Source organism: Coprococcus sp. RTP21204st1_G4_RTP21204_210225, assembly GCF_040915385.1.
GTDB classification, from domain to species: Bacteria; Bacillota; Clostridia; order Lachnospirales; family Lachnospiraceae; genus Allocoprococcus; species Allocoprococcus comes.
This window is the reverse complement of record NZ_JBCPDP010000009.1, coordinates 71,678-97,026: the sequence shown is the minus strand read 5'-3', so window position 1 is coordinate 97,026 and position 25,349 is coordinate 71,678. Positions and strand designations below refer to the sequence as shown.

The 25,349-nt window shown below is 42.7% G+C and carries 12 protein-coding genes and 1 pseudogene; all 13 read right to left on the bottom strand.

Annotation, left to right across the window (positions count from 1 at the left end; genetic code table 11):
* Positions 1–25: 25 nt before the first annotated feature.
* Positions 26–6,049, bottom strand: coding sequence for a DEAD/DEAH box helicase family protein (locus AB5213_RS10335; RefSeq protein ID WP_368276665.1), 6,024 nt, complete (start codon positions 6,047–6,049; stop codon positions 26–28).
* A gap of 431 nt (positions 6,050–6,480) precedes the next feature.
* Positions 6,481–6,825 (bottom strand): TnpV protein, encoded by a 345-nt coding sequence (locus AB5213_RS10330; RefSeq protein ID WP_070102393.1) that lies wholly within the window; start codon positions 6,823–6,825, stop codon positions 6,481–6,483.
* A gap of 945 nt (positions 6,826–7,770) precedes the next feature.
* On the bottom strand, positions 7,771–8,859 hold the full coding sequence (locus AB5213_RS10325) for a DUF5688 family protein (RefSeq protein WP_173763165.1): 1,089 nt from the start codon (positions 8,857–8,859) through the stop codon (positions 7,771–7,773).
* 6 nt (positions 8,860–8,865) lie between these two features.
* On the bottom strand, positions 8,866–9,006 hold the full coding sequence (locus tag AB5213_RS10320; RefSeq protein WP_173763164.1) for a hypothetical protein: 141 nt from the start codon (positions 9,004–9,006) through the stop codon (positions 8,866–8,868).
* A 96-nt stretch (positions 9,007–9,102) separates the two neighbouring features.
* Positions 9,103–15,396 carry a SpaA isopeptide-forming pilin-related protein gene (locus AB5213_RS10315; protein ID WP_368276659.1) on the bottom strand — a complete coding sequence of 2,098 codons (6,294 nt, stop codon included), beginning with the start codon at positions 15,394–15,396 and terminating at the stop codon, positions 9,103–9,105.
* A gap of 69 nt (positions 15,397–15,465) precedes the next feature.
* Entirely contained in the window at positions 15,466–17,538 is a 2,073-nt protein-coding gene (locus AB5213_RS10310; RefSeq protein WP_195548780.1) for a DNA topoisomerase 3, read from the bottom strand.
* The gene (locus AB5213_RS10305; protein WP_368276658.1) at positions 17,539–18,960 is read right to left on the bottom strand and encodes a CD1107 family mobile element protein; all 1,422 of its coding nucleotides are present in this window, start codon (positions 18,958–18,960) and stop codon (positions 17,539–17,541) included.
* Positions 18,923–19,216: a DUF4315 family protein gene (locus tag AB5213_RS10300; RefSeq protein WP_055180622.1), complete on the bottom strand. Its 294-nt coding sequence runs from the start codon at positions 19,214–19,216 to the stop codon at positions 18,923–18,925. The genes AB5213_RS10305 and AB5213_RS10300 overlap by 38 nt, the downstream gene beginning before the upstream one ends.
* A 42-nt stretch (positions 19,217–19,258) precedes the next feature.
* Complete coding sequence (locus AB5213_RS10295; RefSeq protein WP_368276664.1) at positions 19,259–22,060, bottom strand: CD1108 family mobile element protein; 2,802 nt, start codon at positions 22,058–22,060, stop codon at positions 19,259–19,261.
* An 18-nt stretch (positions 22,061–22,078) separates the two neighbouring features.
* Positions 22,079–22,189, bottom strand: a complete 111-nt coding sequence (locus AB5213_RS10290; RefSeq protein ID WP_008688066.1) for a hypothetical protein — start codon at positions 22,187–22,189, stop codon at positions 22,079–22,081.
* A gap of 16 nt (positions 22,190–22,205) precedes the next feature.
* Positions 22,206–22,550 carry a conjugal transfer protein TraE gene (locus AB5213_RS10285; protein ID WP_368276657.1) on the bottom strand — a complete coding sequence of 115 codons (345 nt, stop codon included), beginning with the start codon at positions 22,548–22,550 and terminating at the stop codon, positions 22,206–22,208.
* Positions 22,551–22,828: 278 nt separating this feature from the next.
* Positions 22,829–25,000, bottom strand: a pseudogene (locus tag AB5213_RS10280) (VirB4-like conjugal transfer ATPase, CD1110 family); the annotation flags it as partial.
* On the bottom strand, positions 24,882–25,346 hold the full coding sequence (locus AB5213_RS10275; RefSeq protein WP_349123859.1) for a PrgI family protein: 465 nt from the start codon (positions 25,344–25,346) through the stop codon (positions 24,882–24,884). The pseudogene AB5213_RS10280 and the gene AB5213_RS10275, both read right to left, overlap by 119 nt.
* Positions 25,347–25,349: the final 3 nt, after the last annotated feature.

Genomic DNA, 25,349 nt, shown 5'->3' with positions numbered 1-25,349 from the left:
AAATTATGCCATCTTTCCTGTTTACTTATTCCAAACCGAAGTCCTGTTTTCTGGTTTCCTTGCCACTTTCCCGCTGACTCTTTTCTTTATAAATCTGCAGCTTCTCATGGATAGAACCTCGTGCCGGTCTTTCTTCTTTCTCTTTTGATTCCGACTGCTCTGTTTCTGTATCTTCCCGCTCATTCATATTGAGAAGTGCATTTAACTCTGACAGTCGCTCCAGTTTCTGGTTCAACTCCTCTTCTTTTGGAAATGGCTTCCCGACTTCCTCTTTGGCATTTGTCATCTGCTCCTGTACCGTTTCCAGCCGTTGTTCTGCTTCTGCCAGTTTTTCCGGATAACTTTCTAAAAGATTATTGATACGAATGATATTTCCCAGGGCATCGGCTCCCAACCGAACTTTAGCTACCGATTCATGCTTTACAGACAGGATAAACTCTTTGCTCCAGCTGTCGAATTGGATTCTCATGTTAAATCCCTGATAACTTCCAATGTCCATAGCTGCATCTACAGACTTAATGTCTTTGCAGACCGCCAGAAGAGCCGCTCCTGCCTCTTTCTTTTCTGTGAACACTTTGCCACTGATTTCCATAGAAAACTGCTCTGGATCTGTAATTTTATGCTCAGAAAAATGAGCGATATCTGCCTTATAGCTGTCAATGATCTCCATCAGTTTTGCAATCTGTTGCGGAAAATTCCTTGCAATATCATCTTCCAGTCGGTATTGGTTATTCATGTGGTTCGCTTTTAAAAGCTTTAATTTCGCCACATCCACATCCAATGCCATCTTCTCTTTTACTGCTGGATTTCCGGTTGCCAGTGCTTTGACCTCTGCATAGGACAGTGCCGCTTCGTCCACATCTTCGCAGCTTCTGACCGGTGCTTTGCTGGTCATGATCTGGGAAATAAACTTCTGCTTGTTTTCGATCAACTGCCACATGTAGCTGTCAAATGTGGATTCAGTTACATACCGGAAGATATGAATCTTTTTATTATGGTTTCCCTGACGGATAATACGTCCTTCCCTCTGTTCCAAGTCAGATGGTTTCCAACCAATATCCAGATGATGCAGGGCAATCAAACGATCCTGCACATTGGTTCCTGCACCCATCTTTGCTGTTGAGCCAATCAAAAAACGAACCTGTCCGGATTTCACTTTCCCAAACAGCTCCGTCTTTTTTGCTTCTGTATTTGCATCATGAATAAACGCAATCTCTTTTTCCGGTACACCTTTCTCTATCAGTTTCTGCTTCAAATCATCATAAACATTGAAACTGCCATCGCCTTTCGGTGTGCTCAAATCACAGAAAATCAACTGTGCTGATTTCTGTGCTGCTGTATCTTTCCAGATTTCATAGCTTTTCTCTGCACAGACTGCTATTTTGCTTTCCGGATTATCTGGCAATAATTCATTCACCAAACGCTGATCCAATGCTAACTTTCTTCCATCATTGGTAATTTTCAGCATATTATCAACCGAGGCATCTACCCCGCCGTTTCTGACAACTTCTGCACGTTCTCCCAGACTTTCTACGATTTCTTTCTGCTGTTCCGTTGGTTTCAACACCACTGTTTCATATTCCACTTCCGGCACTGGAAGCTTTAATTGATCGGAAGTCTTGATATCTGCAATCTCCTTAAACATATTCATCAGTTCTGGGATATTATAGAATCTGGCGAATCTTGATTTTGCTCGATATCCAGTTCCTTCCGGTGCAAGTTCGATGCTCGTGACAACTTCTCCAAAGGTAGAAGCCCAGGAATCAAACAGTCCAAGTCCCATATTTTGTAATTTACTGTTCTGCAGATACCGCTGCATAACATATAATTCCGTCATGCTGTTACTGATTGGTGTGCCTGTAGCAAAAGTAATGCCTTTTCCTCCGGTAATCTCGTCCAGATACTGACATTTATTGAACATATCTGCCGACTTCTGTGCTTCGTTCTGTGCAATCCCGGCTACATTTCTCATTTTTGTATAAAGAAACGCATTTTTATAGCTGTGTGCTTCATCTACATACAAGTGATCCACTCCCAGTTCTTCAAACGTAACTACCTGATCTTTTTTCTCTTTCTGATTCAGTTTTTCCAGCCTTGTCTGCAGTGTCTTTCTGGTCTTTTCAATCTGTTTGACGGTATAATGTCCGCCATCCTGTTCATACCTTGCACTCTGAATTGCCATTTCCAGATCATCAATCTGCTTCCGTAACATGGCTTCCTGACGTTCATCAGAGATTGGAATACGCTCAAACTGGGAATGTCCAATGATAATAGCATCATAATTTCCCATAGCGATCCGGGCACAGAACTTCTTTCGGTTTGCTGGTTCAAAATCTTTCTTGGTTGCAACCAGGATATTGGCTCCCGGATATAACTGTAGGAATTCTGCACCCCACTGCTCCGTCAAATGGTTTGGCACGACAAAGAGATTCTTCTGTGATAATCCCAGTCTTTTACTTTCCATTGCCGCCGCTACCATTTCGTAGGTCTTCCCAGCTCCTACTACATGTGCCAGAAGTACATTGTCTCCGTAAAGCTGGTGTGCAACTGCATTTTTCTGGTGCGGACGAAGTTCTATTTCCGGATTCATTCCTGGGAAAGTCAAATGACTGCCATCATATTCACGGGGACGGATGCTATTAAATCGTTCATTGTACACCTTTACCAGTCGTTCACGTCTCTGCTGGTCTTTAAAAATCCAGTCCTTAAATGCTGCTTTCATGGCATCCTGCTTCTGTGATGCCAGCATGGTTTCTTTCTTATTAAGGACACGGATCTCATCACCATTTTCATTGACACTCTTATCATAGATGCGTACATCTTTCAGGTTCAGGGTATCTTCCAGAATCTTATAGGCATTTGCTCTCTCAGTTCCATACGTTGCATAGGCAAACGCATTTTGGGGACTGTCGGCATTCTTTCCTGTAATCCTCCACTCACCATTTACCTCAGAGAATTTCACCTGTATTTCTTTCTGAAGCAGATACCATGGTGTATGCAATGTTTCTTGCATAAAATCCTGATAATCCGAAGGTTCAATCCAGGTAGCTCCAATACGCACTTCAATCTCCGATGCTTCCAGATCTCTCGGCTGAACTGCCTCTAGTGCACGCACATTCGATGTGAATTCCGGATGATTCTCTGCAAAAGTTCTCGCAGTATTTAATTTATCCCTAACATTTCCGGAGAGATATTCATCTCCGCTTTCCCACTGGTCTGTCAGTGGATTTTTGAAGATAACTCCAACCAGCTCTTCTGTAATTTTCTCTTCGGTCTTTCCGGTCAGCTGTGCCATATATGGGAGATCTACTTTAGCCCTTTCATTTAAAGACAGAGCAAGTGCTTCTGTGGCTGTCTCCACACTTGTCACAGCAACCGCCTTTTTGATGGTTCGTTTGGTGAACATGTCCGCTTTCCGCTTCAATGTTCCATCTTCATTCAAGTCTTCCAGGGAACACAGCAGACAATAAGAAGAGTCATCAGAAAATGCCCGTTTATTAGCATTACTTCCAATAACTCCATACTTTGCTGTGTAGGTATCATACACCTGATTCAGTTTTTCCTGCTGTTTTTGGATTTCTTCGTCTGTGACAAATTCTTCCATCTGCATGGCGATCAGCTCACGAACGGTATCACGGATTGCAACCATGCCTTTTACACGTTCTGCAGTGGCTGCAGGCATTTTCACCTGATTCATCAAAGAGTTGACACGATAATATACCTGATCATCTACCACCGTATAGCTGTAATTTCTAACATTCGGATCAGCCGGAATACTCTCTGGCATCTCATCCAGTTCTGTTTCCACATCTACTGCCGGTACCATGCTTCCCTTAATTTGTTTCACAGCTTCTTGTAACTGTAATTCCAAATCAGCTCCTTCCATTGGAGCACAGGTTGTTTCCATACCATACGGACCGGACACTTCTTTCATCTCACCCAGAATCATTTCCGGATGCTGAACAAAATACTGATTGACCGTAATTCCATTGACATCACTATCCAGATTTATCCATTCCGGCATTTCTTTCGTAAGGCTTTCCCTCTTTTGGAAAAACAAGATATCAGCACTGACTTCTGTTCCCGCATTTGCCTTAAAAGCTGTGTTCGGCAGTCGGATTGCTCCCAACAGATCTGCCCGCTCTGCCAGATATTTCCGGACTTCCGGTGACGCCTTATCCATAGTTCCCTTTGTTGTGATCAGTGCCGCCACGCCACCTGGACGTAACTGATCTATCGTCTTGGCGAGAAAGTAATCATGGATCATGAAATTGTAGCGATCATACTGACGGTCATTGACCTTGTATGCACCAAATGGCACATTTCCAATCGCCACATCAAAAAAATCATTAGGATAATCTGTCTTCTCAAAACCTTTGATCTGAATATTGGCATCTGGATAGAGTAGCTTTGCAATTCTACCGCTGATACTGTCCAGTTCCACACCATAGAGTTTGGACTGATTTAGATTCTCTGGAAGCATTCCAAAGAAGTTCCCGACTCCCATAGATGGCTCCAGGATATTTCCTTTTGTAAATCCCAGATTCTCCAACACCTGATACATACTTTCAATCACAATCGGCTGTGTATAATGAGCATTTAAGGTGGAAGCTCTGGCTGCAGCATATTCCTCTGGTGTAAGAACCGTCTTTAATTCCAGATATTCTGTCTCCCATGCAGCTTTTGTCTCATCAAATGCATCTGCAAGACCTCCCCAGCCGACGTACCTGGATAAGATTTTCTGTTCCTCTGATGTCGCATTGCGGTTCTCATCCTCACATTTCTTTAACAACTGGATAGCCATGATATTGGCTCGGAATTTCTCCTTCGGTGTTCCCTGTCCAAGTTCATCATCTGTGATGCGGAAGTTCGTTGCTGGAATCGGTTCTGCTATTCCGTTAATCTCTTCCAAAGATTCTTTTTCTTCCGATACCTCAGCTTCTCCCGATAATTCTTTTTCCTTTTTATCATAATCTGTCCACACACGTTGAGAAATAGCAGTAAAATACGAGGACTCTTCCTCCATAATTTCTTCCCTGATTTCCCGTAATTCATCTAAAGTATCCGCATTTACAGTTTTGTTGTGATAATGATAATAAAGTACTTCTTGTCCGAGTTTTACATCCAGACGTTCCAATTCTTGTGTTGACATTCGATTCCAAATATCATCTTTTTCCGTATGAATCGTGAAACCTTCTCCATCATCATGATATTCTAATGTGTATTGAAGTCGATTCGCTTCTCCCTTAACTTTGCAATCAAAATCGTGGATTTTTGTTCTGGTACCAGACATATATTCTGAATCAACTAATCGCAAATCAGTTATATCTTCCGCTGTCAAAGTATCCTGCTCCAGCTGTTCTCCTAACATCTGCTGTGCTTCTTCCAAATCTGCCAGTCTTTGTGCTTCCTGTCGTTCTTCGTACTTTTCCATTTCTTCCGGTGACAAATAATCATCTGTGCGGATTAACTGGCGAACACGTTCTGCAACCTTGTTCCACTTTAATAAAACTTCTACCTCTGGACTGCCAATTTTCCCTTTTGCAAGTTTTAATCCTTTTGCATCATGGGATGCGTCGGAAGCATCTGCTCCTGGTATTCCGGGTGAGGAACCACCTGTTCCATACTCATTTTTCAGGAATTCAGCTGCATCTTTCATATCATGATGTTCCATGAAATACTCATAGATTCGGTTACGTCCTCCTGCAGTAATGCCGCCTCTTCTTAACACTGCGTCAATTTCATCCTGAGTGATAAAGGATAGTGCCGGACGTTCGACCGTAAATTTCTGGTCTACCCAGGAACGCTCCCTCTGAAGATCCTGAAAGCGTTGGAAATATTCCGGATTATGCTGAATCTCCCAGCGGTGATAATCTCCCGGATTCTCATCCATATATTTCTGCAGCCATTCAAAACGATAGACAATCGCATCTGCTTCCTCTTGATCTGTCCATGCTCCACTCACTACATCCTGCCAGTCTGAATATGATTGTTTCTTTTCCCAGTTTCTGCAAGTATCCCGAAAATGAAGTGCAAGAAGATTGGTCATTTCTTCCTGCTCCTGTTCAATGGCATTATTGGAAATCAAATTATCCACGTAATTTCCATCCTCATACATATCCCGAATTCTGTTCGCTGCTTCTTCCCACGTAACCATGCGGTCAAAGTTTCTTCTGGCAGAGTCCCCTCGCCGGATACGGATACCATCATTGTCATACCAGATACTGATTTTCTGACCATCTATGGTAAATCCTTTGCCACCAGTTCCATATTCATCTTTCAGAAAACTCCGCATTTCTTCATTATCCAGACCTTCAATCAGTCTTGCTGTAATATGAAACAGTGTATTTTTCTGTCCGCTTCCCGTGCGGAGAATATCATTTACCACTTCATCGGAAATAAGAAAAGCGGCTGGCTGTTCCAATGCAGCTGCCGCTTTCCTTATTTCTCCTAACTGTTCCTCTTCTGTTGGGAACAGACTTAACTGTAAATAATCTCCTGAATCACCAGCTCCTCTGCCTGTGCCTTGATCTGGTTCATGTGTCTGGTCCATGCCATCCCGTCTGCCATTTTGTCCGGTGCCGGATCTTTCTCCAGAAGTTCGTTCATCAGGTCGTCTACTCTCTGTCTTGCCTGGCTGTCGATCTCCATCAGATGACTGTCCAGACGGTTCTGCAGTGTCAGAATGTTGAACCTGGCTACCTTGTGATTTCTCAGATACTCTTTCCGCATCATTCCGTACTTGCCGATGGTTCCTCTCGTCTCTTCCAGGCTGATATCTGGAATCTGATACTCTCCGTTCTGGCTGTAACTGATCTCTCTCATAGTCTGTTTCCTCCTTTTTTTCTTCTCTATCTTCTGTGTTATCTGTATTACTTTCACGAATTAACGTGTTAAATTCATTATAAGCTACTTCTTTTTCTTTTGCAACCGTTTTCAGGTCATTTTCCAGATCATTCAGAACATATCGTCCAATCTGCATCAGAACTGGTCTGCTGATCTCGTTGACTGCACTTCCCAGATGTCCTAATATTTTCAGCTGATTGAAGTCCGTTATATGCCGAAAATCCTCTGCATCCAGATATTCCTGTACATCCAGTCCACACCTGTTTAGTAATACATACCAGACACTATTGGTCATCAGTTCCCGGAATTCTACTTCCTGATTCTGTTCGTCCAGTTCTTCCAAAAATGTCCCTGTTACATCCAGTCTCAGTTCTTCCAATGCATCTGGAAGCCATTCCTGCATACTCTCCTTCGCTGCCTGATGCAGACTTTCAGCAAGTCCTCCTTCTATATCTTCCAGTGATAACTGCTCCTGCAGATAATCTGCCACCAGCTGTTCTCCTTCCACCGGAAGATTCCATAACTGAGGATCCTTTCCAAGATTCCGCACTTTATAAGTGTCCTGCACATCAAATACATAACGAAGTTTTGTTTTCGGTCCGGAAGTATTGTCAATCAAGGCAATCCCCTTAGATCCCTTTTTGATCCAGCGGTACATCTTCTGATTCCAGATTTCCATGGATGCTACGGCAGTTGCTTCCGGCCGCTGTGCATAAATTAAAAGCTGTTCTGGAAAAGTGTATTTGTACAGTCTGGATGCCGTGTTTAGGAACCGCATCCATTCCTGCGGACTGGCAGCTACATCTTTTGCCACCTCTTCCGTCAGCTGTTCCATTGCATATAATTTATTTGCCATGTGCTACTCCTTTTCATAAAATAAGGGACTGCTTGGCACAGTCCCCTTAAAATCATCATTGTTACTCTTTATAATGCTGTGGCAAGATCTTTTGACTTATTCTTTGGCACTTTGTCTGACTCTTTTGCCTTGATTTCTGCCTTAGCTTTCTCCAATCTTCCATGGATTCCACCTTTTACTTCCGCTTTTTCAGCTGCTTTTTCTTTCTCCAGACGTGCTTCCCTGCGCTCAGCATTTTCCATTACTGCTGTCTTTTTATCACAGAACTGAACCTTATCAGAAAGCTGTTCCTGTCTTTCCACCTGTGTCTCATTGACTTCCTGTACCATCGCATTTAATTCTGGAACCTGAAAAATTCCGTTATCAGGGAGAATCAACACTTCATGAACGGAAGATGGGATGACAAAGTAATCACTTCCCAAACATTCCCCAATCTGTTTACGAATATCTTCCTGCAGTAACAGGGAAGCCCCATTCATCTTAGATTCATTGGTAAGGCAGAACATTGGATTCTCCACAGTTTCCATATCCAGTTTTTCATTCAAAAGATTCTTTGGTGTTCCTCCAAAAATCATGGATTCGACAATCTGTGTCATATCCACCAGTTGCACACCTCTGTTCTTATCTGCCATCATCGCATCTGCCTGAATCTGTTCGACAGATACTCCCCATTCATTCATCAGAGAAACAGTTACTGGAATACTGCTGATTCCCTCTCCATTTTCCTCCAGGTTTACTGCATAATAAGCTGCAAAATCTCCGTGTTCTGTGACTACTTTATCTGCAAGACGATCGGTATTCCATTCCTTATCACAAATTCTTACCTGTAACTTATTTTTCATCTTTTCATAATCCAGAATATCCGGAACTCCCATATCAAAAAATTCTGCTTTTCCCTGTGCCTCAATACGCATATCAGCCACATCGCCAACACAAGAGTCTACATCTTTTCCATGGATATATTCCTGGTAGAGGGAATCCAGATAGACTGTCGGTACGATTCTCTGATCTCCGTTTGGAATCGTAATACCTGTCAACTTCAACCCGTTGTTTTTTTCTACTTCCTGCAGTTTGATTTCTGCGTCCTTATAAGACTCTGGCAGATACTCCTTTACATTGTCTTTGACATATTCATAAAATTCTTTTCTGTTCATCATACGCTTTTACCCCTTTCTGATCATGTGATGGTTCATTCTTTTTCTGCTGACCATCTGCTCGGCTTTCTTCTGATAAGCCATCATTCTCTTTAAAGTTTTCTCCTGGTTTTTTTGTGCTTCCTGTCTTTTTTCCATTGCTTTCATCATAGTTTTTTATTCCTTTCTGTGATTTTTTTGTATGAAAAAGGGAGCCTCAAATAGAAGCTCCCAATCATAACCGTTGGTTTCCTTATTTGCTTTTCCTTATTTGCTTTTCCTTTTTCTGCAGATATAAAGTCCTGCCATACCTCCTGTGGAGATTACCAGAAGCAGAATCGGCAGCCAAATATTCGTGCTGTCACCTGTTTTTGGTGCATTTGATACCTTTGTCTCTTCATGGGACTGTGGTGTATCCGGTGTATTCGGTGTTTCTGGAACTTCCGGTTTCTCATTTGTCAGATTGAAAGTAACTTCCACGACTGGTGTACTGTCATTCGCATAAGCAAATGTCACTTCATGCTTGGTCTGATCCAGTGTGTATCCATCCAGTGTTTTTGTTTCCACCAGATAATACTTGATTGCTGTATCATATTTGCCGTTCTTAAATGTGGCAATCTCATACAGCTTACTTTCTGCATGACCGGCAGCGTCTGTCTTTAAGGTTTCCAGAACCTTTCCTTTGCTGTCACGGATTTCAAATTCTACCCCTTTCAGCGGTTCTCCTGACGATTTATCTGCCTTATTGAGAATCACTTTTCCCTTGGCAGTATCATCTTTCATAGCCACTTTCTGAATTTCTCCGGTATCCTTCACCTCAAATGTCACATCAAATGTCAGAAGATATCCTTTCGGTGCCTGCTCTTCACGTAAGGTATATTTACCGATTGGAAGTTTTTCGATATAGTGTGCTTCCTCTGTGGAAGTCCAGCTCTCTACTACCTGATCATCCTTATCGAGAATCGTCAGTTTCGCACCTGGAATCTCAGTTTCTCCTGTGATATCAGTCTTACTGATCTCTACTTTTGTCACATCATCTTTCATCTCATGCTTCTGAACCTCTGCTGTATTCTCTACTGTGAAAGTAATACTTTCTGCAGTGACATATCCATCTGCCGGTTTTGTCTCTGTCATGGTGTATTTCTTACCAACAACCAGTTCTTTGATTACATGGGATTCTTCCGTAGAAGTCCATTCATCTACTGTATTGCCATCTGAATCCGTTACTTTCAGGTGTGCACCTGGAAGTTCTTTACCTGTTGTCAGGTCTGTTTTGGACAGCTCCACTGTGGTTGGCTGATTTTCAAAAGTAAAGTCGTAGCTTACTTCTGCCTGGTCTTCTCCGGCATATTCAAAGGTAAATTCCTGTACTTCTTCTGTTGTAACAAATCCGTCCGGCGCAAAGATTTCTTTCACATAGTATTTTCCATCTACCGGAAGATCTGCCGTAAAAGTAATCTGTCCTTTTTCATCCGTTACTCGCTGCTCGATCAGACTGTCTTTCTCAAGGAGTACCTCGCCCTTTGCATTTTTGATATCTTCACTGGTATAAAGACCGAAGACACCACCTGCAAGGACACGGTCTGTATCTTTTTCTTTCTTCACAACCGTAACCTTTACTTTCTGACGGGCATTCTGCCATTTCTCATCATAAGTAATGACTGGTGTGTCCTGATCACGGTAGGAAAGATCAACATATCTCGGCTCTCCGTCCAGCACATAACCATGGGCAGTTTTTACTTCCTTCACATAGTACTTGCCAGCCGGTAGATCTTCCATCTGTGCAATACCATTAGAATCCGTAGTAATGGTTCCTACTTTTTCATCTGCTTTGAAATAATCTTCACTGACACCATCTGCCGCTTTGATATCTTCCGCAGCAAATACATCGAAAGTTACATCTGTAAGACTTCCAGTTACATATTCAAAGAGATGATCCACAGTACCTTTTACATTGTCCAGAAGTGTCACTTTATCCAAAAACTCTCCATTTTTGTTGATGATCAGAAGTCCTGTCGGTACTTCATCTTTCATCTCTACTTTCTGAATCTCTGCGGTATCTTCCAGCGTGAACTTCACATCCGTTGCTTTCAGATAACCATAAGGTGCCATTTCCTCACGAAGGGTGTATTCCTCACCAACTGTCAGTCGTTTGATCACATGTGGCTGATCTTTTACAGAAGTCCACTGATCCACAACATTTCCTTCTTTATCAAGAACGGTGAGTTTTGCCCCATCCAGCTCCACACCTGTTGTTACATCAGATTTCGTGATTTCTACTGTTGTCGGCTGGTTCTTTTTCACTGTTTTCAGTTTTACTGTCTTCACATCCTGTCCCTGGTAAGAAGCATCCAGATTCAGAACTTCATCAGAGGATACAAATCCCGCCGGTGCTTTTAACTCTTTTACATAATACTGTCCAAGTGGCAGATCCAGCGTACATGCTGCAAGACCACCGTTATCAGAAGTCATTTCCTGTAAGAGTGTGTCTGCTTTCACGATTACTTTTCCATCTGCCTTGATATCTTCTTTGTTATAGATACCAAAGACAGCTCCTGCTACGGTTGCACCATTTTCTGCATCCTGTTTTTCTATCTGGATTGCAACTTTCTGTCGGTCATCACCAACAGTCACTTCCTGTTCAATCACAGGTGTATCCTGATTGGCATAGACAAATGCGACTTCTGATCTGTCATGGTTCAGGACAAATCCTTCCGGTGCAGTCTTTTCTACTACATAGTAAGAACCAAGCGGCAGGTTATCAGCAACTGCTTTTCCGTCTTCCCCAGTCGTTACCGTTGTTACCAGTGCATCTTTTGCATAGATCAGCTGTCTGTTTCCGTTTTCATCTTTCTGGTAATCCGGTGTATAGATATTTTCAGCCGCATAGACATTAAATGCTGCACCCTTCAGGTATCTTTCTTCATAAACAAAATCTTTCTTAAATCCGGTCAGCATCTCACCTTTTTTATAAATCGTCAGCTTTCCTTTTACCGGATGGTTCTCGTAATCTACCGTAATAATGGCATCTCCGCTCTCAGAATCCATCTGGTATGCTGTGTTTGCATCTACTGCAATCTCTACATAGTTCTTGTTGATTGTGTACCCTTCCGGTGCATTGACTTCCTCAATCCGGTAATGTCCGATCTTCAGATTCTTCGGCATGATCAGATATCCATGGCTGTCCGTAAAATAGGACTTGTGAGTAGTTGTCACTGGGTAAGTTGTTACCTGCTCCACATACTTCTTGTTGTCCAGGTCATATACCTTAAATTCTGTTCCGGCAATCAATACAGATTTCTTTGTTTCATCGTCTTTTTTCACGATTTTCAGTTTTGCCTTAAACTCTTCATCCAGAAGCACTCGCCAGATCTGTGGCTCGTTTGGATGATGTTCTGTGATATTCACTTCAAAATCATCGACTGGCTTGTAATTGTGCGGTGTTGTAGTTTCACGCACGATATAGCTTCCAAATGGTAATGGAATACTGCAGGCATACCCTTTTTCATCTGTGAAAATCTCAGTTGCTCCATTTTCTCCACTCACTACTGGTTTGGCAGAATCAAAATCATAGCTTCCATCTGCTTTCTTTGTAAGAGAAGATTTCAGATAAACTGTAAATCCGGCTCCGAATAACAGATCTGCATCGGTCTTTCCATTGTTGGCTGCTTTGATGCTCTGAAATGGCTGTTTGATGACCTGCTCACTGGAAGTGCACTCTCTTTTTACTTCTGCTGTCATATCTCCTTCATAACTGCACACAAGATCATGCTCTTCTGTATCTGCCAGGTATCCGGTCGGCGGTGTGATCTCTTTGACATAATATTTGCCAAGATATAAACCTTTTACAGAAGACTGTCCTTTGTCATCTGTTGTAAGAGATGCTACCTGTTCTCCTGCTTTATAAATAGTTCCGGTTGCTCCGTCCGGATGCACGATATCTTCACGGGCATACAGACCATAAACTGCACCTTTCAGTGTGGCATCTCCCTGTGATACTGCTTTTCCTGTTTCTTTATCAACTTTGAATAAATTGATCTTTGCTGTCACACGGTCATTGCTGAAGGTATGGGCAAATAATACGGTTGCTTCTTTATCATTGGTGTAAGAAAACTTGAACGTATACACATCTTCTGTATTTCTTACATAGCCTTCCGGCGCCTGATCTTCTTTTACGGAATAGGAATATCCAATCGGAAGATCTGCTGTGAATTTTGCAGTTCCGTCTGCGCCAGTAGTTACTTTCTCAATCAGCGTTCCTTTTTTCACAACAACGCTTCCGTCTGCATTTCTGATATCATCGGATGCATACAGAGCAAAAATACCGCCTTTCAGTGGTTTCTTGGTGTCTTTATCTTGTTTTACTACAGAAACATCTGCTTTCTGTCTCTCGTTGTTAAAAGTCACATCTGCAAATACAACTTCTTTGTTCTGACCAGCATAAGTTAGAGTCACTGACTTTTCTTCGCTGCCGTTATAGAAAGAGTCCGGTGCTTTTGTTTCTTTTACCACGTAGGTTCCAAGATGCAGGTTTTTCAGTGTGACAGAACCATTCTCACCTGTTGTCAGGTTTTCTTTTACAAGGTCACCTTTGCTGTACACTTTTGTACCATAAGCAGTTACGATATCTGCCCCGGCATACACGTTATACACTGCATTTTTCTGTCTGCGGTTTTCATACTGAAATACCGTTCCATTTTCACTGACCTCTGCTCCGGTCAGAACCTGTCCTTCTTTGTAAATGGTAAGCTCTGCCAGCTGTTCCTTATTTTCCACGGTTACAGCTGAGGTCTTACTTGCTACCAGTTTTACATTTGTTGCCGTTGCATTTACTACATATCCCTGTGGTGCTGTGATCTCTTTCAGATAAACAGTATCCTGTGTCTTGATGATCGTAACAGAAGATTTTCCATTCTTATCTGTTGCCGGCATCTGAGTGATCAGCTTTGTACAAGCCTCATCGCTGTATACACCGAATACTGCACCTGCAAGATTGACATCCACTGTATCGTCTTTCTTTACGATTTCGATCGTAGCCTGTTCAATCCAGGACACCTTTAAGCTTACATATTTTTCATCAGCGACACCTTCTCCAAACACAAATGCCAGATCCTGAACACTTGCATTCGTAGTCAATTTATATGCTGAATAATCTTTTGTAATACTTCCCTTCATCTTTGTAGAAAAAGAAGCACTTACATCTTTTGTCTGTGTCAGAGGAGCTGAGAGATAAAACGTGGTTCCTCCTCCAATTGTTACGCTTGCACCTGCCGCACTTACATTTCCAGTAGATACATTATGGAGCTTTACTCCCTTTGGTAAGTCCATTGTAATTTTCTGCTGGGAAGATGCATTGAACTTAATGTTCTCCGTTCTCTGAACATTTCCATCTACATAAGCTTTTACATTCGGTTTTGAAAATGACATCGCTACATCTGGTATTTCCGGCTTATTCACACAATAATTATAGAGTTCTTTTGCCAAAGCCTCGCCTGTAGCATTTGTTCCATAGAATGCATCACTGCTTCCATTGGCATACGATGCAGCCATGTGAATAATGATGAATCTTTTTCCTTCTGAGAAATCCGTGTGTTTATTCGCAAAAAAACTTTCGCTCCCTGCGGCATCTGTACCGTAATAACACACTTTTGCTAACGCCTGATTGTCCCCGATCTTTGTGATTGTATAATTTCCAGATCCTGGTCCTGGTTTTGCTGGCTGTACACAATACGCAGTTGCTCTGACGCTTCCGTAGCTGATATAGTACGGCTCTGTCAGATAGGTTCCAAGATTATAATCTGCATATCTATACAGAGGTCCTTTTTCAATCGTTACCTGCTGTGTAGTTCTTGCTGAATAAGCCGAAACTGCTTCAAATGTTGCAATCTCTCCCTCTTCCATAGAATCAAGATCCACCCCTTCGTCTCCTGCCTGTTCCAAAACATCGTGAAGCTCTAACCCTGATTCTTCATCATAGGTATCCTGATTCTGTGCCTGCTCTACTAAATCATCAAATTCATCAGCATCAATATCGGTAATCTCCGAGTCTGCTTCGGAATCCTCCGCTTCTTCTGTCTGCTGTTCACTGCCAGCTGTTTCGGATTCGGTTACCGCTTCACTCCCTGCAGTTTCTGTCTGCACTTCTGTTTCTTTCTCACGCACAATCAGCTTTCGGCTGATCTGATACTTCGGATGCTCCTGATTTACCGGTTCCACATAATAGACCGCTTTGTAAGTGTCCGCATGATCTGTCGTAAAATCCTCATCCTTGTCGTTCTTTGCTTCCTCGAATGTGACTTTAACCTTGTCAGCATCCTTGATTTCCAGTCCTGTGTAGTCTGATTTCACATCAAATACACTGCCTGTTTCGATTTCATAATCTTTGGCAGTCACCACCTCATCTTCATCCAGAAGGTCTTTCACTTCCTCATAAAGTGGCGGTTTTTCCTCTGGCTGAATCTCCGCTGCATATGCAGTCATCGGAGACAACACGGTACTAAGCATTGTCATGCCTGCCAGCAAGCCAGATACTACTTTTCTAAAATTACCTTTTTTCTTCATGCTAAGGTCCTCTCTTTCATAATATTTGTATGAAAACAGACAGTCCTTAGACTGCCTGCCATACACTACTTATCGTTGTGGGAAAATCAGATTGAACTGCACATTCCCCTCGCCGGGATCAACCATTTCCACAGTTGCTTCATACTGTCTCCCTGTTTTTCTGGATACCAGATCTTTATAATGGATTTTTCCTTTAGACAGGAACTTCTTTGCTGCCGCCTTATCCATCTTTTTTCCCTGGCTTGCAAGGAATTTATCATTCTTCCACAAGGTAAAAGCACAGTTCCGATCAGAACAGTAAAAGTTTACTTTTCCTTCCCTTACATCAGCTCCACAACGGGGACATTTGCCAATGACTTCTCCTTTTGCTTTTCCCTGAAACTGCTCTTTCTTTTCTTCTGAAATACCCTGATATCTGGCAACCAGTTCCTGCATCAGCTCTGTAATCCCATTTAGGAATTCATCTGCTGTCTCTGTATTCTGGGCAATGTGATTCAATGCCATTTCCCACTCTGCTGTCATCTTCGGAGATTTAATCTCATCCGGCAGAACCGTAATCAGCACATTGCCATCATCTGTCGGCACCAGATTTTTCTTTTCCCTTTTCACAAAACCAGACTGAATCAGTTTTTCAATGATTGCTGCCCTTGTTGCTGGAGTACCTAGTCCTTTCTTTTCTGTATCTTCGGTCATTTCTTCATTCCCTGCACGTTCCATCGCAGAAAGCAGGGTATCTTCTGTGTACTGTTTCGGTGGCTGTGTAAAATGCTCCGATACAAAAGAATCACAGGGACCATAATGCTTGCCTGCCCAGATATCCAGCTCCGGCTCTTCTTTCTCACTCTTTACGCCAAAGAACTGTTTCATTTTATTTTCGATTGCCTTGAATCCTTCCTGCTTTGTTTTCTTTGCCGTGAGATAAAACGTATGATAATTACAGGTAATCTGGCTTTTATGACTCTCATAAATATAAGGATCTGCGGTTGCTGTCAGTACCCTGGCACTGATCAGGTACAAAATCTTGCAGTTTCGTTCTTTCAGTTTACCTATATCTGCCTTTGCTACTTCCATGGTCGGGATAATCGCATGGTGATCAGATACTTTCTTTGAATTTAATACCTTACTCACGTCCGGCTGATATTCCAGGCTTTCAGCATAAGGCATTTCCCCAAGTAACATCTGAATCAGAGTTTCTGTGCTTTCTCCCATCTCATCTGTCAGATACTGGCTGTCTGTTCTCGGATAAGTGACAAGCTTCTGCTCATACATCTCTTGCACGGCATCCAATGTCTGTTGAGCGGTATAGCCAAATATTCTGTTTGCTTCCCTCTGCAGGGTGGTCAGATCATAAAGCTTCGGAGGGCGGACTGTTTTCTCTTTCACATCATCCTTTTCCACTTCGCACATCCGCTCCATGCAGTCCGCAGCCACTTTATCTGCATCCTCTTTTTTCTGAAAATGCTCTGTAACTGCATCCATATCATCAAACTTGATATGAGCCATATAATATTTTTCTTTGGTAAATTCCTTGATCTTCTGATTTCGATCCACGATCATGGCAAGTGTTGGTGTCTGCACTCTTCCGACTTTCAGATTCTGGTTATACAGAACGGAAAAAAGACGGCTCGCATTGATTCCCACCAACCAGTCTGCCTTTGCCCTGCAAAGTGCTGACTGATAGAGACTGTCATAACACGAACCGTCTTTTAATGACGCAAATCCATCTTTAATTGCCTGTTCTTCCATAGATGAGATCCAGAGCCGCTTCATCGGCTTTTTGCATCCTGCCTGCTCATATACCAAACGAAAGATTAACTCACCTTCACGTCCTGCATCAGTAGCACAGATCACCTCATCTACTTTGGAATCTCTCATCAGTTTCTTTAAGATTCCGAACTGCTTCTTTGTGCCCTCCAAAATCTTGTGTTTCCAACATTCCGGCACAATCGGCAGATCCTCATATCTCCATTTTTTATATTTTTCATCGTATTCCGATGCATCGCATAATCCCACCAGATGTCCTACGCACCAGGAAACGATATAACCGTTTCCCTCCACGTAGCCATCTTTTCTTGTTCTGGCTCCAAGAACGGAAGCCAGTGCCATCGCAACCGATGGCTTTTCTGCAATCACTAATTTCATTTACTCCTGCTCCTCTTCTTCATCTTCCAGCACATTATCGTCAAAATCTTCATCTCTCAGGATTTCCGGTTCTGTACTTTCTTCCTGCTCATCTGCATCATCTACTTCCCGTTTTTCTGACTCTGAATCTTCGGATTCATCTTCATCCTCTTCCATCTCATCCTCGTCATCATATTCATGTTTTGGTTTATAGACTTTGAAGTAATATCCTCCTGCCGCAGCTCCGACTGCAACCAGTGCAATCAAAAGATACGTTCCAAATGGACTTTTATCTTCAGGCATCTGAATATCATCCTCTACCTTATCTTTCTCATCTGTCTCTGTCGTTTCCGGTTTTTCTTCCTCTGCTTTTTTCTCTGGTTCTGCATAAACCGTATCCACTTCCGGAAGTGTCACCGAATCAGAAAGTGTGAAGTTCATCAGATCTTTTTCACTGACTTCTGTAAGAAAATACACATTATCCTGAGATTTTGAATTGTCAATAATCAGATAGAAAATCTTACCACTCTTAGTTGAAATGGTATAAAACTCTTTTGTGCCTTCCGTAGCTGTTTTAGTAACAGAATCTGCTGTCTCGCCTTCTTTATTAAGCTGTTCCTCAATACCTGTCACTGTCCGATCATCCACGGTTCCTTTTGCATCTGTCGGCTCAGAAGCCTGTGCATCCTGCGGAAGCGGTGAAGTCGTTGTTTTCTCAGTCCCAGTTGCATCTGCACTGGTCGTGGTTGCCATTGCACCATTACTGTCAATGGAAGTTTTCTGTTTCTCTGCCTGCTTCTTTGCCCATTCATAATAAGGATTCTGCAACACATACTTTTCAGAAGTATTTCCGGCACCATCCGTTACCGTGATTTCAATCTGTTTTGTTGTAAAATCTTTCTGTGTCAGTTGCACTCTCAGCATTCCATCCTTCAGATCTGTATAAGTGGTGCCATTAACTGTCACAGAAGTAATGCCGGAAACGGTATCATTTCCCTGAATCGTCAGTACACCATCTGTCAGAGATGCAGAAAGCGTAGGCTTTTCTGTGTCATAACACTTAATAGAACGATTCTGCTCATACACCTTTCCATTACCATCTGTCACACGCACATAGACCGTCTGATTACCAGTAATGGAAATACTTCCATTCCCTGTCACATCCTGCCAGCTTCCGTCTTTCCCAGCTTTCGCTTCAATTTTTGTGATAGAAAATCCTTCTGGCATATGACTGGCATCCACAGTAATTGCGACTGTCGTTTCCCCCTGTCTCCAGCCATCTGGCTTTTCAATCGTAATTGCTGGTGCTGTATTCTCTGCCGCTAACACACTCTGTGCCTGCAACATAGGCGATGTCAGGCAAAGAATCGTTGTTGCCGCAAGCAATCCTTTTTTCACGCTATTTTTAGATTTCTTCTGTTTCATCTTCTCTAAATTCATCATCAGACCCTGTTTCCTCCTTCTGTATTTCTACCCTGCCGGGTAATTCATTTTTCATTCTCTTTTTGAAAGCTTCCAGCTCTGGAATGCTCATATCCATCGCACGGATAATTTTTACAATTTCCAGATTTTCCGCTTCTGTTTTTGCAATCTCCGCAGCCTTGAACCGCTTTAAATCTGCTTCATATCTGGCTTTGGATGCTTCCATTTTTTCCTTGGCTTTCTCATAATCTGCCGTTGCTTTTTCAAGACTTTTCATCGGTTCTCCTTTCCGGACGGCTGATGCAGCCGCCCTTTTTTCTTACCATCGTCCGAATCCATAGAAATGACTCTGCCAGTATGGAGAGTTGATGGACGTATACTGCACCGGATGCCCACAATGGATCATCTGACCATTGCCCACATAGATTCCGATATGCGTTACTGGTTCTCCTGCATCGTAGGTTCCTGTAAAAAAGATCAGATCTCCCGGCTGTGCATCTGACTGTGATACAGGTGTACAAATGTTGTACAATCCCTGTGCTGTCAACCTTCCGGTGTTTCTAACACCAGAATGAACTAGGCAGTAACTTACAAATCCAGAACAGTCAAATCCACTAGGAGAGTATCCGCCCCATACATACGGTGTTCCAAGATATCTCGCTGCTTCATTTAACAAACGCTGTGCTGCTTCACTGGTATATTCATTACCGCCAAAGCCTGCCCCTTCTCCTGTTTCCAGATAAAAGATTGGGTTTAACCGCTCTCCATTTTTCAGAAGTTCAATATGAAGATGGCTTCCCGTGGAATTTCCGGTATTTCCTACAAGACCAATCTCGTCACCTTTCGTGACAGATGTTCCTGCAGATACACTCCGGCTACTTAAATGTGCATACCGCAGTTCATAGCCTTTACTGTCCTTGATAACAACATAATTGCCATAGCTGTCGTTATAAGCAGAAGTTGTAACTGTTCCGGTCAGTCCTGCCATCACTTTTGTTCCTTCCGGTGCCCCGATATCCATGCCATTGTGTAACTGATTTGCTCCAGAAATCGGGTGAATCCTGTATCCATAATAGCTGGTCACACTGGAATACCAGTTAAAATCAACCGGTGTCGCAAACATCTGCAAGTTGCCTTTTGTATCGTTGTAGGCACTGAACAGTTCTTTCTGGAAAAATCCCAGCCTGTCCTGACAGATCGACATCAGATTTCCGCTGTTTAAGGTGACATTCAGCACATCTACATCTCTTGTCCTGGTCACTTCCACTTCATTGCTTCCATTATCATCTGCCAGATAACACTCCCATGTTTGATGTCCATGTGCAGATGCTGCCGCATGACTGTCATAATAGACATCAAACTGTACACCGTATCTTGCGAAAGCTCCGGTATCTTCTACAGTATATTCGACACCATTCATAACTACCTTTGTTCCCATTGGTACAAACGGATTGGAAGCATCTACCGCTAAGGTATGATTGGCAGTTGGATATGCTCCACTGGCAGTCGGTCCTCCGCTCCAAATACCACAACAAATTGGGCAGTTACAATACCCACTGGTCACAACCTGTCCCAAAGATTCTCCAACTCTTACAGTTGCTGTCTCTGTCACAATCTCATTGACTGCTTCTGTTTCTAACCGATACTGCAATGCAAAAAGAGCATCCAGTTCTGGCTTTACCTGTTCAAAGGTAAATTCTTCATACTTTGCTGACAGATAACTGATCAGGATAAACGGATCATGCTCAATAGGTCCGATGTTATATCGGTATTCCTCATGTCCCGGTTCTTCAGATTCCATGTTGTTGATCCGCTCCTGCAGATTAGCTTCCAGCTGTGTGTAATACAGTTCCGCTTCCCGGATTGCCTGATCCGATGACAGATAACTGGTTCCGGTATAAGTGATCACATTTTGTAAAAACACTGCAGAACAAGACGTGACATTCGTTATGATCAGAAACATCAATCCGATCAGAACTGCTACACTGATATACACCTTCCGGTTTTCTTTAAAGAAGTTGGTGACCTTACCGCCAATCTTCTTAATATAATCAATCGTACCTTTTGTAGCTGTTCCTACTGTCTGTTCACTTCGCTTCGCTTTGGCATAATCCCATTTGATCTGTTGCTTCTGAATCTGTTTTTTCAGTTTCTTCTGCTCCTGACGGGCTGCAGCCTGTGTCTGTTTCTCTGCCTGTCTCTCCAGTCTGCTTCTCTTTCTGGAAGCCCTCTGTTTCCTTCGTCTGGCACTTCTCTGTTCCAGCCGGTAAATACCTTCGCAGCCTTCTTCCAACTTATGGGCACCTTCTACTGCCGCATTATCGTCTTCATTTTTACTGATCTCACGGTGCAATGCTGCGGAAGTTGCACTTCCTGCTTTCTTAACAACAAAAGTTTTTTCTGTTTTCACAGATTCCCCTTCGCCAAACTTCAAGCGGGATTTCTTCTTTCCAGGAGCTTCCCCTTCATTTGCCCGATAGACCTGTGCCTTCTTGGAATGCTGCTTAGCTTCCTTTTTCATTTTTGCTTCCTCATAAGAAAACTTTTTGGCTTTTTCCTTCTGTTTTTGATGGCGGAAATTGACTCCATCCGTATCCATCTGGTTCAATTTCTCCATATCTTTGTCATTTTTCACAGAAGCACCAGTTTCCTCATAAGCAAATTTCAAACGCTGCTTTTGTTTTGGCTTTTTGCTGCCGCCGGTCTGATTTCTCCTGCTGTCTCCTCTGTTTTCTGATAGATCAGCACGTTTTTCTTTCAGTCTCCCTGACTGTCCGGCTTCAGATTTTCCTGCAAGTCTGGATTCTTTTCCGACTTCAGCACGAATCCTTTTCCGTTTTTGCTGTTTTCTATTTTGTCCAAAATCCTCACTTTGCTTCTCTGTCCGTATCAGTTCCGGTGCATCTCTGGATTTTTGCACAGAAGGACGAATATTTTTCCCACTCCGTTCAGACTGGCGGGAAGACTTATCCACAAGGCTTAATTCTTTTTCCCCCTGTTTTCCTCCCATCTGCACATCACTGGCACGGTTACTGACACGAACAGAAGATTTATCCGTCAGGTTTTCTTCCACAAGACCATCCTTGGTCATCTTCTGGACTTTCTTATCCCTGACTTTCATTCTCTGTTCTGCCACTACTTACTCCTCCTTCTTCGGATACCCTTTCCCTGCCTGTAATAAACAGAGAAAAGCGATGCCAAAAACAGCACCGCCACTAAAAGTTAATACATATGAAATTGCTCGTAACATTGTTTTCTCCTTTGATTTACTCTGCTTCAGAAGTTTCCTCCAAGCGGGTTGTCATGATTTTATAGAGGGAATTCTTCGGGAATCTGTCTACGAATGGGATAATGACATTTCCATAGAACAGAAGTCCTTCCCCCTCATTACTGTTGGTTACATAGGACAGCTGGGTTGGTGAGATATTCAGCTGTTTTGCCAGAATCTGCCTGTCTCCGGAAGCCTGGTTGAGCATATAAATGAAATCAGAGTTTTCAAAAATATTCTCGATTTCCCTGGAAGCCAATAAATCTTTGATATTCTGTGTTATCTGATTGTTATTATCAGGCGGCTTTTTATCCACCTCTCTGGGGCTTTCGCCCATTTTCATCAGCGTGTCATTTCACGCTCAGCATAGCATATCTTTTTACCACGATTATATCGTACCGGCTGGCAATGCGGCCTCTTGGAGCTGTTATATTCTGCTTATGCAGGTTCAAGCTCTATGCGTTGCGTGTGGCTATTCTATTATGAATAGCCTTCCACTCGGATTAGGTCGCTACCCCTTTCCCGTTTTTTTCCGCATTGATACTTCTGACTTACTTGCCGGTTTCAGTCAGAACGGCGATAGTTTGCACTTTAAGCGACTAACAAGTAACAAACCAGTTCACCAGTTGGAATACCTCCCCATTTACGGAACCTCTTCCAAATTTCCACACTGTAAGCTGCTGTCTGCTCTTCTTTTAATAGAAGATGGAATTCATCCACATAGTAACGGGTAGATTTATGAGCGGAACGATTGATAGTCACTCGGTTCCATACCTGGTCCTGCACAATCAACATCCCAATCTTTTTCAGCTGTTTTCCAAGCTCTTTGATATCAAAACAAACGATACGATTGTTGATATCTACATTTGTGCGATGATTAAATACATTCAGGGAGCCTGTAACATAAATCTCCAATGAAGTTGCAAGACGCTGTGCTTCCGGCTCTTCCTGTTTCCGCAACAGATTATATAAATCCTCCAGGATTGGCATCTTCTCCGGTACTGGATCAGCAAGATATTCCTGATAGACTAACCGTACACAACGGTCAATGATGGTCTTTTCTACCGGCTCCAGTCCATTCTTTCCTCCAACAATCAATTCACACAAAGACAGAATAAAATCTGCTTTCAGTGACAGTGGATTGTCTTCCTCGGAATAGTTCAGGTTCAGATCCATTGGATTGATATACTGGTCAGATACTGGAGAAACCCGAACTACCTGCCCATGCAGTGCCTGCACCAGTGCCGAATATTCGGCTTCTGGATCACAGACAATGATATCGTCTTCCGTAATCAGGAAGCAGTTTGTAATTTCCCTCTTTGCTGAGAAGGACTTACCGGAACCAGGTGTTCCAAGAATCAGTCCGTTCGGGTTCTTCAGACGCTTCCGGTCAACCATGATCATGTTGTTGGATAATGCATTCAATCCATAATAAAGAGCTTCCCCTTCCTGAAACAGTTCCTGTGTCGTAAATGGCACGAAGATCGCTGTTGAAGATGTGGTAAGCCCTCTCTGGATTTCAATCCGATTGACTCCCAGCGGAATACAGGACATAAGTGCTGCTTCCTGCTGATAATCCAGCTGTTTTAAGGAACAGTTATATTTCTGTGCGATTCCCTGTACCTGGAAAATATTATTATCCAGCTTCTGACGCTTCTTTGCGGTATTCATTACCAGAACTGTCACAAGGAACATTCTCTCATTTCTGGACTGCAGATCTTCCAGCAGATTCTTCGCCTCTTCTCCATAGGTTACAAGGTCTGATGGAAGCACGTCCATATCATAACCGGAACGTACCGCCCGTTTCTGCTCTTCAATCTTCATCTTATCCAGATCTGAAATCTTGCTCTTAATCATTTTGATTGCTGAACTCTGATCAATGGACTGGATATGAATGTTGACATTGATGCTGTCATCCACATCCAGGAAGTCTGCAAGCATCCGGTCTGTCAGCTCCGGTGCAAGAATCTGCAGGTAACTCACACTCCCCATCGTTCTTCCCATCATAAATGTCTGATTCTTGGAAAAGTTAAAGGAAGCCGGTGCAATAAAATCTTTGGTCTTTAATCCGGTTTCCGGCAGCATCTTATACTGGAACTTAAATGGTTCGATCCGATCCTGGTTAAACACATGATACATAATCTCCAGCCTTTCCAGACCATTTAGTGAATGTGCCTGTGCTCCCAGAATCTTAAAGTTGTTTAAGATATCTGTTTCGATTCTTTCAAGCCTTGGTCTTGCCACCTTCAGGCTTTCTGCTTCGATTCCAAAAGTGATATACTTTGTCTTTACCAGACCATTATTTCCTTTTGAAAGCTGATTTTTCAACATAGTACGATACTCTTCACGAATGGCATTGAAGTCATCGTTCTGATCAGGAATGTCAATGCTTTTCTCAAATTCTGCCACATCCACCTGCTGATTGATAAAGGACAGCTGCACACTGATGGAAGAATCAAAGTAATTTAAGAAATCACAGTAATTTTCAAATATCGTGGTCTTATCCTCATTTAAAGCAAGCTGATAGTTGATGTCATAAAACTGAATCGTCTTGGAGAAAAAGGTCTTTGTCACCTGGCAGATACCATCCTGCAGCATCCGAATATACGGAATACTCTGCTGTGCAGTTGTAGGAATGTTTTTCTGTTTCCTGCGGTCCCGCTCCTGTTTCTTCTTACGCTTTTCCTGTTCTCTTTCTTTTCTGCTTTTTTTGTTTCTTCTTTCCTGACGGTTTCTTTTTTCCGCCACGGACAGACGCTCCTGCTGAGCCTCCTGCTTTGTCTTTTTTGCCATCCGGCACACCCTCCTTTTTCACAAGGGTGGAAATCTCCTGATAAAAATTTTCTGTCTTATATGGTCTTACTGCCGGACAGATAAACTTCTGTCGAATGATATTTGCCACCACTTTTTCAAAGGGAAGACCGTCTTTTTCATACATTGCCATGAAGAAAAACGGAAGCATGATCGTTACCATCAGGATGGCTGCGATACTAGAACCGATTGGTTTTCTCATGACCAGATAAAACGGAATTCCCACAACTGCGGCAAGTGAAAAGAAAATCAACTGCCGCTTTGTCAGATTTAATGCTACTTTTGTTTTGACCTTGGTAAGGTCTTTTGGTACTGGTACATACGCCATGGT